Source organism: Microvirga sp. ACRRW, assembly GCF_022346925.1.
Classification (GTDB): domain Bacteria; phylum Pseudomonadota; class Alphaproteobacteria; order Rhizobiales; family Beijerinckiaceae; genus Microvirga.
In genome coordinates this window covers 249831-265280 of record NZ_JAKRNJ010000003.1, presented here as the reverse complement: position 1 = coordinate 265280, position 15450 = coordinate 249831, and the positions used below count along the sequence as shown (strand labels likewise).

General features: G+C 58.0%; 13 protein-coding genes. 9 read left to right on the top strand and 4 right to left on the bottom strand.

Annotated features, from left to right (window positions below; genetic code table 11):
- Window positions 1-184: 184 nt before the first annotated feature.
- The gene (locus MHY87_RS08590) at window positions 185-2131 is read left to right on the top strand and encodes a hypothetical protein (protein WP_239351040.1); all 1947 of its coding nucleotides are present in this window, start codon (window positions 185-187) and stop codon (window positions 2129-2131) included.
- Window positions 2124-2633 carry a hypothetical protein gene (locus MHY87_RS08585; RefSeq protein ID WP_239351039.1) on the top strand — a complete coding sequence of 170 codons (510 nt, stop codon included), beginning with the start codon at window positions 2124-2126 and terminating at the stop codon, window positions 2631-2633. Before MHY87_RS08590 ends, MHY87_RS08585 begins: the two co-directional genes overlap by 8 nt.
- Before the next feature lie 118 nt (window positions 2634-2751).
- Here MHY87_RS08585 and MHY87_RS08580 read toward each other — a convergent pair whose 3' ends face one another.
- Window positions 2752-3924 (bottom strand): helix-turn-helix domain-containing protein, encoded by a 1173-nt coding sequence (locus MHY87_RS08580; RefSeq protein WP_239351038.1) that lies wholly within the window; start codon window positions 3922-3924, stop codon window positions 2752-2754.
- A gap of 303 nt (window positions 3925-4227) precedes the next feature.
- Here MHY87_RS08580 and MHY87_RS08575 point away from each other — a divergent pair, with 303 nt between their 5' ends.
- Complete coding sequence (locus tag MHY87_RS08575; RefSeq protein ID WP_239351037.1) at window positions 4228-5805, top strand: Fic family protein; 1578 nt, start codon at window positions 4228-4230, stop codon at window positions 5803-5805.
- A 133-nt stretch (window positions 5806-5938) separates the two neighbouring features.
- Here MHY87_RS08575 and MHY87_RS18720 read toward each other — a convergent pair whose 3' ends face one another.
- The 3 genes from MHY87_RS18720 to MHY87_RS08560 all read right to left on the bottom strand — a co-directional run bounded on the left by MHY87_RS18720 (window position 5939) and on the right by MHY87_RS08560 (window position 10337).
- Complete coding sequence (locus tag MHY87_RS18720) at window positions 5939-7282, bottom strand: DUF6035 family protein (RefSeq protein WP_255726503.1); 1344 nt, start codon at window positions 7280-7282, stop codon at window positions 5939-5941.
- Between the two features lie 301 nt (window positions 7283-7583).
- Window positions 7584-9731 (bottom strand): AIPR family protein, encoded by a 2148-nt coding sequence (locus MHY87_RS08565; protein WP_239351035.1) that lies wholly within the window; start codon window positions 9729-9731, stop codon window positions 7584-7586.
- A 264-nt stretch (window positions 9732-9995) separates the two neighbouring features.
- Window positions 9996-10337, bottom strand: coding sequence for a hypothetical protein (locus tag MHY87_RS08560; protein ID WP_239351034.1), 342 nt, complete (start codon window positions 10335-10337; stop codon window positions 9996-9998).
- A gap of 360 nt (window positions 10338-10697) precedes the next feature.
- Between MHY87_RS08560 and MHY87_RS08555 the strand changes: the two genes are divergently transcribed.
- From MHY87_RS08555 to MHY87_RS08530, 6 genes are all read left to right on the top strand, one after another.
- A complete protein-coding gene (locus MHY87_RS08555; protein WP_239351033.1) occupies window positions 10698-10961 on the top strand; it encodes a heavy-metal-associated domain-containing protein in 264 nt (87 codons plus the stop codon).
- A gap of 89 nt (window positions 10962-11050) precedes the next feature.
- Window positions 11051-11452 carry a hypothetical protein gene (locus tag MHY87_RS08550; RefSeq protein ID WP_239351032.1) on the top strand — a complete coding sequence of 134 codons (402 nt, stop codon included), beginning with the start codon at window positions 11051-11053 and terminating at the stop codon, window positions 11450-11452.
- Window positions 11453-11654: 202 nt separating this feature from the next.
- The gene (locus MHY87_RS08545) at window positions 11655-11912 is read left to right on the top strand and encodes a hypothetical protein (protein ID WP_239351030.1); all 258 of its coding nucleotides are present in this window, start codon (window positions 11655-11657) and stop codon (window positions 11910-11912) included.
- 132 nt (window positions 11913-12044) lie between these two features.
- Window positions 12045-13478, top strand: a complete 1434-nt coding sequence (locus tag MHY87_RS08540; RefSeq protein WP_239351028.1) for a TolC family protein — start codon at window positions 12045-12047, stop codon at window positions 13476-13478.
- Between the two features lie 19 nt (window positions 13479-13497).
- Window positions 13498-14913, top strand: coding sequence for a multicopper oxidase family protein (locus tag MHY87_RS08535; RefSeq protein ID WP_239351026.1), 1416 nt, complete (start codon window positions 13498-13500; stop codon window positions 14911-14913).
- A 28-nt stretch (window positions 14914-14941) separates the two neighbouring features.
- Window positions 14942-15430 (top strand): plastocyanin/azurin family copper-binding protein, encoded by a 489-nt coding sequence (locus tag MHY87_RS08530; protein WP_239351024.1) that lies wholly within the window; start codon window positions 14942-14944, stop codon window positions 15428-15430.
- Window positions 15431-15450: the final 20 nt, after the last annotated feature.

Sequence of the window (15450 nt, the reverse complement as noted above, 5' to 3'; positions counted from 1 at the left end):
GGATATGGAGTTCAGTTGCGTGACTGCGAATACCGCCGATATCATACGGAAGACAGCTCCTGTTCCGCTTCACCTTCGCAAAGATGATGGTCTCGCTTCCGAGCATGTCTCCAGTGTGAGTCAATGGAGCTCTCCTCAATGGTGGCTCGATGGACCGACTAAGGGACAGGAGGCGGGAGTCCGGATGATTCCCTGGGACTTCAGGATGCCCGGAGGCACCAATTTCCAGGACGCAGTTTATGCGCCCCTTTTGGATGCAGCACGACGTTTGGTCTGGTCGCTGTTCACGGCTCCAGGGGACGGTGCAAATTGTCTCGCTCCGGGTTCGGCGAGCAATCTCTCGACCGGGCTGAAGCACATGATCACGTGGATGGTCAAGAATGCTTACTCGAGTTTCTCTGAACTTACCCCCGAGGCCCTCGCTCAGTACCTTGATGACCTCGCGTTCGAGGTTGCGGATACGGATAGCGATCTGGAAAGCGAGGCACAAATCTCAGGGCGGCTGCGGATCATTTTCTGGCTGTGGCAGCAGAGGAGAGAGCTAGAAAAGGCTGGGATCGGGTCGCTCCCGTCGCGGCCGTGGCCCGGATATCGCCCGCCTGAGCTTGCGAGGAGGATTGGTGTCAGAGCAGCCAGACAGATTCCGCCCCTCCCGGATGAAGTCGCGCTCCCGGTCCTCAACGCGGCCTATCGTATGATAGGAGCTCCTGCGGACGATATTATTCAGTTATCACGAGCTTTCTTTGATGCTTCGAAAAGTGCGATGTCACGGTATGCCGTGAACGCTCTCACGCGCCAAGTTGTCGAAGCGTTCCGCTTTTCCGACGCGGACGCTTCAGGCAATCCTTGGCACGAACCTTTGCGGGCTACCGCAAAAGGCTCAAGTCCCATAACCGATCTCCGCCGTCTCTTCATTGACGTCTATGGCGCAGCCGTCATCATCATCCAGGCTACGACGGGAATGCGCATCTCCGAGGTTGCGGGTCTGCCCGCCGGCTTGGATAGGAAGACAGGACTGCCGACATGTGTCCGAATTCAACCTTCGGCAAGTGGCCTGCATGAGCTATTTATCCTGAAGAGCGACATGTCGAAAGGCAATGACGTGCCGGACGATGCTGAATGGGTGTTGGGGATGAGGTTGCGTGGGACCAACGATATCCCAGTCCCTGTACGCGCCATTCAAGTCCTTCACGAACTCCTGGAGCCATTGAGATCGTTATCCGGATCGCGAGATCTCCTGCTCACGCTCTCGACAACTCATAGTTTTCCAAGGGACGCAAACGGCGTCGGCCGCGTGCAAACTTACTTTCTTCGAAAGGGGATGCGCCTGTTTATTACGCGGCACGTAGACCTCTCGCAGCTGCCTGACACGTCAAGTCGTGCGATTCTTCCGAACGATCTCGTGCCGTACCGCGTGAGCAGAGGGGGATGCATCAAGACCCACCAATGGCGGAAGACGCTGGCGCATTTCGTCTTCAATACAGACAGCTCGATGATTCCCGCCCTGGCGCAGCAGTTTCAGCATATCAGTACCGCCATTACTGAGTATGGATATCTCGGCCGAAACCAAGCTCTCTTCGAAACGTTCGATAGCGTCCGGGTACAGGAGACGACCGCGTTCATCTATGAGCACATGCTTGGTCGATCCGTTCTGGCCGGGCGCATGGGCGCGACCATCGAGGATCATATCGCCGAGATCCAGGAGGCAACGCAAGGACTTGACCCAGTTCAAGCCTGGCGGAAAGTCTACAAGATCGTCGTCGACGACGGCATTCGTCTCTGGTTTGCGCCTCACGGCAAATGCATGCCGCTCAACCCTGCAAAAATGCGGTGCCATGAGGCAGCCGGAACCGCCTCATGGCGAAACAAGGAACCCAATTACGAAGCGCGTGAGCCTACGTTATGCGCCGGCTGCGGCTGCTTCGTCCTGGACGGCAAGCACGTGCCCTACTGGGAACGGCGATATGTGGAGAATTGGGCGGCGTGGCGCCGGGCCGAGCGAAATGGCACCGAAGGGCAATTCCGCGTCGTCCGTCATCGCGCCGAGCAGGCCCGGAATTTGCTCGCTAAGCTTCAGGTCGATACCGCGACTTTAGATCGGATTGTCGAGCGGAAGCTAACCGATGGCTAGAAAGGTTGCCGAACCGCCGATGTCCTCTCTTGAAAGGGATTTCCACGATGCCCTGGATCGTCTGATCGCCCAGCAGCCGAGGCACAAGGATCTGATCGCCCTCAAGAGCAGGGGAAAGCTCAAGATTAGCCCCACGAGCGTTGCCAAAGAGGCAGGGCATTCCCGCACTCACATCGGGACGAAGAAATGCAAATTTCCAAGAGTACGAGACAGGATCGAGGAGCTTTCTCAGCGCGTTCAAAGCCCAAGTGACTCTAACGATGTCATCAAGGAATTGCGTCGGCAAGTTGCCGAGTTGCGGGACAAGCTTCATCGGCAGCAAGACGAGATGAAGGCCCATTTCAACGCCAGACGCAGGCTTGAGAAGGATTCCGCCCGTTACAAAAGAGAGTATGAACGATACAAGGCGATCTATGACCGCTCGTTGAAAGAGGCCGCCGCCGATGGCCGGAAGATTATCCAGCTCGTGCCGCCCGATCTTGATCTTCCGCCCAGTGCTTAGACATTGCCAATAGGAGGGGCACGCAAGCATTTTACCGAGCAATGCCGCGCTGGACTGCCACGAGATAATCGGCATCTCCGGAATTGCACGGGACGGGTGCACCCATCGTTGGCCTAAGTCAGTTACGAGCCTCGTAGCGCCCCTCGCCGTTATAGTTGGGCGATCCATGTCGGCCGAAGGCATTCCACAGCAGATCGAAGAGCGGACGCAGAAGAGTAGCGATACCCTGCGCGGAATGATCGTCGGCGTCCTCGACCAGAAGCTCTGGAAGCAGCAAATTGGGCCGCCGATAGGGATAGGCGATGGCCTCCCATTGCCTTGACCCGACTCTCGTTCCCCGCACATCGAGCAGGGACACAATAATGTAGAGCGGCATCGGGATGCTCCGCCGTTTCAGGTCAGGTAATGTCCGCGCCATAGCATGGATGAGGGTGTCCTCGATCCCATTGATGGAAATGCGAGCGCTTCCATTCTCTTCATAGGAAGGGATGCGAGCGACAGATTCGACGATCCCATTATGGAATAGTGTCGTGAAAGCTCTGACGCTTTCAAACTTCTCCTCAGGACCGGAGTAGGTCACGAAGCCGTCCATGGACCGCAACGAATTGTACCCGCTTGCATCGAAGGGGGGCACACCGACGTCATGGTGGGCAAAGGCAATCCGCAGCCCGTCCGTAAAGGATGCCTCGGGCACGACGTGGCAGATCAAGCGGGGACCGTCCTCGGCTACGGCAAGGGGACCTTCATTGGCGGCAAGAAGCTCCAATCGCTCTGCCCGAAAACCTCGGATTCTCTGCTCGACCTCCGCAGCGAGCAGGAAGGCTCGTCTGAGTTCGCTGACGTTCATCGGGTGCTTTCCGTTTTCATCACGTGCAAAGAAGCGGTTGTCTCGGGCTGCCGTGACCCTGTGAGGAGCACCGCGACTGCGGGGGACACGAATGAGGATGACACCCTTTCCATCGCCCACGGCGATCCAGCGAATACGAATTCCGATGATCGGCGGCTCGAATGAAGCGCTCAGGGCCTGTTCGATGCCGCGGACGAGCGCATCTGGATCGGATGCCTCGACGCCTGGGATCGACGAGGCAACACCCTTGGATTCCTCGATGCCGATCAGAAGATCTCCACCGACACTGTTGGCCAAAGCCGAAACGTCAGCGGCGAATTCCCGCCTGGCTTCATCGGTACGTCCGTAGTGGTCGCGCTTGAACTCCATTTGCCGGCCTTCCGCGATCCCAATGAGATCATGCAGGTCCGATAGATCGATGTCGTCGATAGGCTTGGCGAGCATGGAGATCCTTGAGACATAGTCACAGATTCAAGCTGGACTTTAGCAACCTTGGATCCAGCGCCAAGCCCTCGAAGCATCCCCACTGACTTCTAATATTGCGGAGATTGGATATCGCCAGCGTCTTAAATCGACCTTATGCGACTGGAACGGACAAATATCAGATTTATGCAACTTTGGCGGACCAATGGCTTGTTCTTTGCGACATTATGAGAAATTATTTATTAGAGCGTGGCGGACAGATCGGCATTTTAAGAGATTTGTACGGACATTTTGGGTCGAGACCCGTCTCTTAGGAGAGGTTTTATGGCAGGTATTCTCTTTACGCCGTCCGGCGACGAGGCCGTTGACCGGAGGATCCGGAGAGATTCTACAGCTGGGAAGCTGACACGGGTTGCGCATGGGGTTTACGTCGAGAATTCGGCTGAACCGCTCGAAACGACCCTTCAGCGGAACTGGTATACAATCTTGGGCAAGCTCGTCCCTGATGGAGTCGCCACCGACCGTACGGGCATGGACAACCAACCTTGGCGCGATCGGTCTTCGGGCTCCCCTGTTGGCGATGCCTACGTATTTGTCAGCGCACCCCGCGCTCGCGATGTGATCCGTTTGCCGGGTCTCGTGATCAACATCAGAGACGGAGTAGGCCCGATCGACAGCGATCCGCCTTATCTCGGGACCAGATTGGCAGGACCGATTCGGAAGCTCCTCGATAACCTCACGCCATCCCGGGCCCGAGGTGGGCCGTCGCGAACGGTCGGTGCCGCCGAGATCGAAAAATATTTGGAAACTGTTTGCTCCAGCCATGGCGAGGAGCATCTCAATCATATCCGCGATCAAGCACGCCTCATCGCGCCGCAGATCGGGAAGGAGGAGGAGTTCGACGAACTCAATGGGATCATCAGTGCGCTCTTGCGCACGCGAGAGGCCAAGATGCGTACTCTTCAAGGCAAGGCTCGCACAATGGGATCACCCCTCGATCCAAATTGTATCACCCGCCTCGTCAAACTGGCCGATTATCTCAATATGCGTGCCCCTCACGTCGTGCCTGATCGGGACTTAACCCCGGGCAGGAAAACGTCTGGGGCATTCATAGAGGCCTATTTTTCGAATTTTATTGAGGGGACTGAGTTCCCCGTCGATGAAGCGGCAGAAATCGTCTTCGAAGGCAAGATCCCCGATGCGCGCCCCGAAGATGGGCATGACGTCTTGGGCGCGTATCTTCAACTGCTGGATCTGGGGACCCGGCCGTCCACGTCTTTAAGCGCCGACGAATTCCTCGATGAAATCAAGGCGCGCCATCATGAGATGATGAAGGCACGTCCCTCTGTGCGTCCGGGGCAGTTCAAGACAAGGGCGAACCAAGCAGGGGATACGACCTTCGTCCATCCCGATCTCGTCGAAGGGACGATCCGGGAGGGGATGGCGGTTCTGCAAAGCCTGAAGGACTCGTTCTCTCGAGCCTTGTTCATACATTTCATGCTCTCGGACGTTCACCCCTTCAACGATGGTAATGGCCGCCTCAGCCGCATCATGATGACGAAGGAACTCATCCAGGGTGGATTGTCGCGAATTGTCATACCGACCGTATTCCGCAACGACTATCTTGATGCCCTACGGGTGCTGACCCGTCGGGGAGACCCATCGATCTTTGTTCGCTCTCTGGAGTTCTGCCAGAAGGTGAGCGCCGCGTGCTCGGAAGAGACGACGGCCTCTGCCGTTGAGACTTGGGCCCGTGCCTATGCATTCTGTGAGAACGCCCGTCATGCCCGGTTGACCATGCCGAACCCCGCTCTCGATGTAGAGTTTCAGGGTGGCACTCCGGCCCCGACAGATTATTGGCAAGCGATCAACCAGGACAGCGATCAAATCTTCAAAATCTAAGCCTCGGGCGCTTGCAATAAGCGTAAGCCTCTTGGCCCAGGACAGCATCGACCTTTGGAAAGCGGCCATGCTATTGCAGTCCCGGACGGAAACTATGTCAAGGCGGTTCAAGGCGCCGGATTCCTGTTCGTCACTAAGGATATGGCAGTTCCGATAAATCGGCACCGTTCTCAAGTGGCCGTACCCAATCAGGCAGGCATCCCAAATAGGTCATTTGCTCCCGAACTCTTGTATCGAACACCTCCGGGATAAGATCGGCGAGAACCGCCCATTCAGCTTCCCACTCGCGACAAAGATTTCCCTCCTTCGCCGCAAATGCCCGTTCCAGATGCTCACCAACGGATTTCGGAAGTCTCCCATTCAGAGTCGTATTCTCGATGAGGTACTGAATGATCAGGGCATATTGCTGCATGCCCAAGTCCTCGCGCTGCATGATCAGGTTGATAAGCTGTGCGGTCGGCACTGGCCGGGTGACATAGCTTAATCGGGTATCGGGTTTTGCTGCATGGGCAGCGATCGATAGAGCGAAGGCGACGAGAAGGCACAAGAGGAAGTCGCTGTCGTCCTCATGGTAGGTCGACATCATGCCATGCTGCTTCTTCAAGGCCTCGATTTCACCTTGTAATGGGTCCGGGATGCGCCTTAATCGGCGCCAATCTCCATCCGGATATCCTTTGAAGACGTTATGCCAACGCCGTCGCATCTCCCGGGACCGTTCAGTCAGTGCCGCTGAAATCCGATCCTCCAGAAACGGTAGCCCTCGTGCGGGATATGTCAGGTCATCCAGATTCACTAGTCTGGGAGGGTCAAACTTACCGTCTGATCCTTTGAGGTAGCAGGACAGAACGACAGTCCCCTGTTCGTTCGATGCCTCAAGGGAACTCTGGTCCATCACGAACGCATTGCCCCTGTGGCGCCGTATAATGTCGTTAAAAGACTGCGGCAACTGCTCGGCGTTGAGATCGAGGCCGTGCAAAACCCAGATCAGGTCCACCTGTTCCTTACTGTAATGATCCTCCCGAGCCGTGATTTCCGGCTGCTGTGCCCTTGAAAGCTGGACCTCGAACGCAGTTTCCGGACGATGGAGCCATTTGACAAGAACATCCGGATAGCGGCCTCTTTCCCCCGTATCTGGTCTCCGATAGGTATCAATCGCACTACTGATGTACCGTTGATCTGACCTCGCGGCATTCTGAAGTGCGCGACATAATCGGGCGTGTAGTTCCGACTCTTGCCGTCCATCATATTGCAGCGCTCGGACCTGATCAGGCGTCCAAGCCTGACTGCCATTCCACGAGCACGGAGTCCTGGCGCCTGAATGATGGGAGAAGAGAGGTAAGTTGCGGACGCCATGCCGGCGTGTACTGATGTACAGCGCCTCACCGCACTGAAGGCACCTGATACTCAGGCCTAGCTTAGGATTCTTCCTGTGCTCAGATGCTCTATCACGAACATGCCCCCATTCTTCGGGAGACATCGACAGCAATTTTCTGGAGGACAGGGTGTAAAGTAGCTCCCTTGTACCTTCAGACGTCAATCTTTCAACGAGCGCTGTTTCAACGGTTCGTTCCGGTTGTCTCATACCTTGCCCGTCTCAGTCTCGTTGGAGCTCTCGCTCAATGGACGCCTCGTTTCGATGACAGGCTGTGGGCGAGGGAGGTTGATATGTCGGTCCTTTTCATGACGTGGTCACCCTCCATGTTGAGAGCTTCAAAAACATAAAAGCCAATAATCGAGCTAGTCGTAAGACCATCTCTCCCCTCGTTCGTATAAAGCCGTTATAGAGCAATGCCTCGCTTAATTCCCTCAAATATTCCGCGTCCATCAAACAAGTCTTCAGACCAATCGTAGTGCAGCGACTTCGTAGCACAGCGACCATCCATACTGATCAGACGCTCAAGAAGCCTTTTGCGAGTGGAATCTCTGTACATGATGCGGGGCTTCGACGACTCGATAAAGAAGCTCTGACGCCAGCGATCGTCCTCGACCAGGTCATTTACGAGCCATCGGAATAAGAGCCATAGTGCCCCAAAAACTTCATTGGGTTTACGGGAGCCGTTGCCGATGGTTGCGTTGAACTTCTCAAAATCCAGGTCCCGGAAGATGCAATCGAGATCTGTTTGCCGGAGAATCTTTCCCGCCTTTTCATAGAAATCAGCCCCATAGCACCGGAGCAGGACGAACCCGCACAATTCAGTGAATAGGAACGGCCCCGAGGCCATCGCAAGCCCAGAGATATACTCCGTTTTGGATGCCAGTGCCTCATCCTGTTCGCGGGGACTTTTACCAGCAAGCCCAAACTTCTCGATCATCGCCTTCTTATGAGTGATGGCGCTGGGAACCAGATTTTTGGCGACCCTATAGGTCAGATTGGCGAGAAGCAGGGCCTCGGGCGTCGGAGAGCTCGGAATGGTCTCTTCCTCAATTCGCTCATTCGAAAACTTATAATCGTAGTCGAAGGCATGCCGCACCATGCGCTCGTTGAAGATCCGGTTGTAGTGGGTCTTCTTGTCGTCGAAGATGAGCCGACGGCGCTGAGCCGCATCATCGACATAACCGACGAATGACAACCACGTCTGGCCGGCCTCCTCATTTCCGATTTTTCGAACCACTGGTCGCCCGGCTTTACCTCTTACTTTGAAGCTACTGGCCGCATATCCCTTCAATGTTGCCCATTGCCGCTCCTCGCGCTCGAATGCCTGCCAGGCAAAATCCTTGCGCTCGTAGAACCAGCTGAGCTTCGCAAAGAGCTGCTCGAACAGAATTTGGTCCTTGTTATTCGAGTGAAGATTGCGGGGCTCCATTTTGTTCTGATTATTCGTGGCTGTGACCAGCTTCGCGACGTCAGAGATGGCTTTCTGGTCGTAGACACGCACGATCAAATAGCAGTTGTCGTCGAAGTACGCCCTCATCTTGGGAGGGAGTGACTCGTAAGCCTCATGGAGCGAAGTCACTGTTTGGAGGCCGTTGACGATCTGGGGGCGGTGAATGCTGACCTTGCCGCCTCTTGGGGCGCTTTTCGACAAACAGGTGATCGTCAGTCCATTGTTCAGGAACAAGAACTCGTCGATGCCCTTTTCCGTCGTAACCTGCTTACGGATGGCATCGTTTACACTGGATTTCGTAATCTCACAGCGGACATTGGCTTCAAAGATCTGGTATCCGAGTCGCCTGTAGGCATCGATGAAATCTTTGGCGCGGCCAAAGAAGATCAGAGCCTTGTTCTCATTGATGAAGCTGGTGGCCGACGACTGGAGAATCATGATCTGGACATGCTCGGTGGTCTTGCCCGTCGCGTCCTGCCATTTGTCGTTCGATGTATGCCATTTCTCCGCCAACAGAGTGTTCAGGTCGATGAAATGGAGCTTGCAAGTGGCAACCTCGCCAAAGATTTCCACCATCTCCGTATTGGCGGCCAGATTGTCGAACTCGGACTTGGCACTGGCCGTCAGGCCATCGTACATCGCCACCACATAGATCTCGACATTGAAGAGCTCCTCCTTATTCGGCTCCGCTCGGTAGGCAGCCGTCACCGCTTGCAGTCGCGACATCAACTGCTTGACTTTGGGATTGGCTACCTCCTTAGCGATATCCTTTGTTTGCAGGATCCCAAGAATGCGAGACACATCCGCGATGATGTCCGCACTCGCTCGGGCCTCAGCGTCGAAGGACTTTGTGAAGTCCTGCGCCTTGAACTGGAAAATCTTGATATTGTCTTCCGACAGAATGTAAGCATCCAGCCCCCGATCGTTGCTTCCATCAACGAAGACGATCCTTTCGTCGTCGTCATACCCCAGCCAATCCAAGGCTACCGATGCGAAAGACTGAGCGAACTTCTCAGTTTCGTTGAATTCCTCCTGCAAGTCGGAGGTGAAATCGGCGATCAGGTTCTTGCGGGCGGCTTGGGGAAAGGCGGAAAACGACATTGGGAGCGGATCCGTCAACTGAAACTCTCATTGAGGCAATGCCACTCTACTGTAAGTTTTTCGAATTTAAACTTGGCAGTTTGCTGTCGTCCCCGACTTTGAGGTTCAACTTGCGTCTAATCATCTAATCGTTGGGGCTTCATGTCTTTTAGCAATAGCCCCCTTGGGCCCAAGGTGAGATGCTGTCCAATCGTCGCCGACGTCAAAGATGTTCATCAAAGCGATCCTCGGCAGGCTCCAAGGGCGTATCAGCACGAACGTCGGTCATGCGCATGACACGGCGGTATCCTCCATGAAGAGGACCCCATTCCGCCGAGAAATCGCAAAGCTCTTCTCCAAGCCGCTGTCGAGCATGATCGTGACCGTACCATCATGGATGCGATAGTGGCCGTGGTCCGTCCACAATCCATCGTAGGCATAATGCCCGTCTTGCCCGAATGCGAAGGTAGCGCCCACCCTGGACGTACAGACCTTTCCCTTGAGGGTGCGGGTGATTTCAGGGGCACGGACCAAGCTGTCGGGCGAGCGCGCTTGGGCGCCCATGACGGATCCGGCCAGCATCATGGCCGCCGCGCTGACTAATCCAGCAAGAGAGGGGTGCTTCATTGCTTCCTCCCGAAAACCGATGCTCCCGACGCGACGGCTTGCCTACCTTCGAGGATGCGTACCACCTCAGGAGTGCCGGCATTGTACCATGGATCGACCGCCACAAGCTTGCCATTCGTGGGGTTGGCCGTTGGCTCGGGGTTCAGGGCCGGCATCACCGCCGACGGTCTGAGCGGCATCGCAATCATGCCGCTCACGTCACGAAAGGATTCCTGACAATCAGGGTGAAAAGCTCGATGCGCGGCATGGATCGGATCGTTGGCTTCCGGGGCCAGCGGTCCGGGCAAGATTCCCCTTGACCTTGCCACCATTGGAAGCCGCAGGCTCCGAATCCTCACCATCGCATAGGAGCGACAAGACATGTGCGGATGCTCGACCCACAACACCGGAAACGCCGGACAGACCGCGATCCCACAGGATGGAAGCCTGATCCTGCGCGTCGAGGATATGACCTGCGGACACTGCGCCGGCACGATCAAGAAGGCCGTCGAGTCGACGCTGCCCGGAACTCAGGTCGATGCGGATCCTGCCTCGAAACTGGTGACCATCCGAGGCCAGGCAGACCTGTCGGCGGTAAAAGCCATCGTCACGGAGGCCGGGTACACACCGTCGGAGGCGGCCTGACCGCCCGATCACGGACAAGGCGGACTATCCGCCTTGTCGAACCAGTAATTTCATGACACATATGCGATTCTGACGAACGGAGAATTCCTTTGCGGCTGATGGGCCTCATCATCGCTATGCTGCTTGCGATCACGGCGGGGATCATCACGATCTCCATGCCGCGTGCGGCTGCGTCGGAGGTTCAGACCGCACTCTCCGCTTCCGTCGATGGCCCTGGAGACCATGCGCACCCGGGCGCGGACCTCGTCCATGAAGGCCAATCGCACGACCACGCTTCCGCCCAGGCGGATTGCGATGACCCGGTTTCGGGATCTCACAATGGCCCCGGCGGCGACTGCTGCAACATGGGTGCCTGTCATGCCGTTCAGATCCTCGCTGCACCCATGATCCATTCGCCTTTCGGCTCCGCCGTTTCCATCACCATGGATGGCGACGAGCAGGTCGAGGGCATCGTCCCCGGCGGCCTCGACAGGCCACCGCGAACCGTCTGATCCAGGCGCGGGCGATCTCCGCCCGCATGCATCGGCATGCCTGCGCTGCAATGCCAGCCATGCCCGACCTGAAGCTCAAGCCGGACATCTTCCCAAGCCAGTGATCGCAACGCCAAGCGCGTGAAGAGAGGCCATGTGCCGCTCTCGCCACCGCTGTTCACGCGCCGATCATGCAGGGGAGGTCCGCTTGGAGACGGATCTCATGATGAAACTCATTTCTCTCGCGGCGCTCGGACTCGGCCTGGCGGCCTGCGTGCCGACCCAACATCCCTCCTATCTCGTTTCGGCGGCAGATCCTGCCGTTGGTACACGTCCCCCCACCTACTCGCCTGTGACAGCGGGCGTTCGCGGGTACGACGTGGTCGAGCCCCTCGACTGGCGCGAGCTGAACCGACGCGTCGGGCCAGGGGGCGATGTGGAGCGGGGCGACTCGGACGATGCCGCACGGCGGGGACGCTAGGCGATGGTCCACACATTCAATTCAATCGCCGCCATGGCAGCAGCACGGCATAGCACGTGCAAGGAAAACAATCAGATGGAAAATAACGGGTGCAGCGGCGGGGCACGGCCGCGAATGGGGTTGCTGGCTAGCGTGGCAGCCACGCTCTTTCTGGGCGGGTGCGTGTCCTTTTCGCAGGACGGAGGCATATCCGTCGCACGAAACATCGCATACGCGGAACTCAACAAGGATGTGTCCAAGATCACGAACGAGGCTGAGGCTCTTGCAGCCCAGCAGCGGGTCACCGAGCTTCTGCGGCGTCCCCTGACTCCGGATACGGCTGTCCAGATCGCCTTGCTGAAGAACAGAGGCCTACAGGCAGCCTTCAACGATCTGGGCATATCCGAGGCGACTTATGTTCAGGCGAGCCTGCCGCCTTCCCCGCGCGTGGTCCTCGGTCGCAGCGGCCTTTTGGGCGGCGCCTCTTTCGAGATCGAGCGGCAGCTCATGATCGGCCTCTTCGAGCTTGCGACCCTGCCGCAGCGCGCGGCTGTCGCCCAGCAGGAATTCCAGGCTGCCCAGTTTCGCACCGCCGAGGCTGTGCTGAGCCTCGGAGCCGAAGCACGCCGGCAATACTACCGGGCCATCGCCGCCAACCAGCAGGTCGCCTTCCTTCAGCAAGCCCTCGCCACGGCGGAGACAGCTTCGGAACTGGCCAAGCAACTCGGCGAGACTGGCTCGCTCAACAAGCTGGAGCAGGCCCGCGAGCATGCATTCTATCAGGAGCTGGGTGCTCAGCTCGCTCAGGCCCGCATCGACCAGAAGGTTGAGCGCGAGCGCCTCATTCGCCAGCTTGGACTTTGGGGACGCGACATCGACTTCAGCTTGCCCAGCAGCCTGCCGCCATTGCCGGCCCGGCTTGCGAGCCAGAAGGATGTCGAGAGTGAAGCCCTGGCCCGCCGTGTCGATCTGCATGCCCTGCGCAATGACCTGAACGCGGTCGCAGGGCAATACAGCCTCGATGTCGTGACAAGCGTGATCAGCGACATCGAACTGGTCGAGGGATCGAGCTTCGGCAAGAACAAGGTCATCTCCGAGGAAGGTGTCGAGATCGAGAAGGAGAAGAGCCGGATCCGCGGCATCGAAGCCTCCTTCACGATCCCGATCTTCGACTTCGGCGAGACAACGCGCCGAGGCGCACAGGAAGCTTACATGGCGGCCGCGAATCGGCTGGCCGAGCGCGCGGTGAACGTGCGCTCCGAGTCCCGCGAGGCTTACGCGGTCTACCGCGGCAAGTACGACCTCGCCCGCCATTACCAGAGCCGTGTCCTGCCGCTCCAGAAGCGCATCCAGGACGAGGCCTTGCTTCAGTACAGCGGCATGCTCGTCGACGTGAGCCAGCTCATCATCGACGCCCGCACCCGCATTCTCAGCAACATCGACGCCATCAATGCCCGCCGCGACTTCTGGATTGCTGCCACCGACCTCAAGGCCGCCCTCGTCGGCGGCGGAGCCGGCAGCGGAAGCAGCGGAGGCGAAACCACCACAGCCGCAGCGGGCGGAGAAGCCGCCGGCGGCGGACACTGAACCTTTGAGGAGAAACCCAATGACCGTATCGCGAAGAGGCTTTCTCGGCGCCGGGGGCTTGGCCCTTGCCGGCGCTTCCATGATCAGCGGACGCACGCAGGCCGCAAGCCTGCCGGAAGCGCCGATCATGACCGAGGCCACCATGCAGCCGCCGCTCTACCCAAAGAGCGGACCGGATTACCAACCCGTGGTCACCCTCAACGGCTGGTCACTGCCGTGGCGCCAGAACGGCGACTGGAAGGAGTTCCATCTCATCGCCGAGCCCGTCGTGCGTGAGATGGCACCCGGCATGAAGGCGCATCTGTGGGGCTACAACGGCCAGTCGCCCGGACCGACCATCGAAGCGGTCGAGGGCGACAAGGTACGCATTTTCGTCACCAACAAGTTGCCCGAGAACACGGCGGTGCACTGGCACGGCCAGCTCCTGCCCAACGGCATGGACGGTGTCGGTGGCTTGACCCAGCCGCACATCCCACCGGGCAAGACCTTCGTGTACGAGTTCGTGTGTCAGAAGTCCGGCACCTTCATGTACCACCCGCATTCGGATGAGATGGTGCAGATGGCGATGGGCATGATGGGCTTTTTCGTCGTGCATCCGCGCGATCCGGCCGAGCGCCGCGTCGACCGCGACTTCGTGTTTCTGCTCAACGCCTTCGACATCGAGCCGGGCTCGTATGTTCCTCGCGTCAACGAGATGACGGACTTCAATCTCTGGTGCTGGAACACGCGTGTGTTCCCCGGCATCGATCCGCTTGTGGTGCGCCAGGGCGACAAAGTGCGGATCCGATTCGGCAATCTCACGATGACCAACCACCCAATCCACATGCACGGCTATGACTTCAAGGTCACGGGCACGGACGGCGGCTGGGTGCCGGAGACGGCGCAATGGCCCGAGGTCTCTGTCGACGTGGCGGTCGGGCAGATGCGCGCCTTCGAGTTCGTGGCCGATGCGCCGGGCGATTGGGCAATCCATTGCCACAAGTCGCACCACACCATGAACGCCATGGGTCATGACGTGAAGACCTATATCGGCGTGAACATGAACAAGACCGCGCCGGCGCTCAAGAAAATCGCGCCGGGCTACATGCCGATGGGCGGGAATGGGATGGGCGAGATGGGCTCGATGGAAATGCCTCTGCCCGACAATACGCTGCCGATGATGACGGGCTATGCCCAATTCGGCCCCGTCGAGATGGGCGGAATGTTCTCGGTCGTGAAGGTGCGCCCCGGCCTCGATCACAACGATTACAAGGATCCGGGTTGGTACAAGCACCCGGAGGGCACGGTCGCCTACGAATGGACCGGCGAAAAGCTCGCCGAGCCTGCCCGCGCGACCCCGCCCGACAGCGGCGTCAAGGCGACGGAGTTCCGCGCCATCGATCCGCGCAAGCGCCCCGTCCGCGCAGCCAATGCTGGCGGGCACAACAATCACTGACCTTTCGTAATACAAGGAACATCCAACGATGAAATACATCCTGACCTTTGGTGCCGGCCTCACAGCCATTGCCCTCTCAGCCGGCCTTGCACTGGCAAGCCCTGGAGCATCTGGGCACGGCCACGATAAGGAAGCCGTATACGGCAAGCCGGGCGATTCGAAGAAAGCCGCTCGCGTCGTTCCTATAAGCATGAAGGAAACCGACGACGGCAAGATGGTCTACTTCCCCAATAAGGTGGAGGTGCGCCAGGGCGAGCAGATCAAGTTTGTTCTGAAAAACAACGGCAAAGTTGATCACGAATTTGTCCTCGATACGGTCGAGAACAACGCCAAGCACAAGATCGCGATGCAGAAGAACCCCGACATGGAGCACGATGATCCGAATGCCCGTCGGCTGGCCGTCAGCAAGGGTGGTGAAATGGTTTGGCAGTTCACCAATCCGGGCACCTTCGAGTTCGCTTGCCTGATCCCGGGCCACTATGAATCCGGCATGCACGGCACCGTCATCGTCAAGTGACGGCGCAATTCCTCCATTCC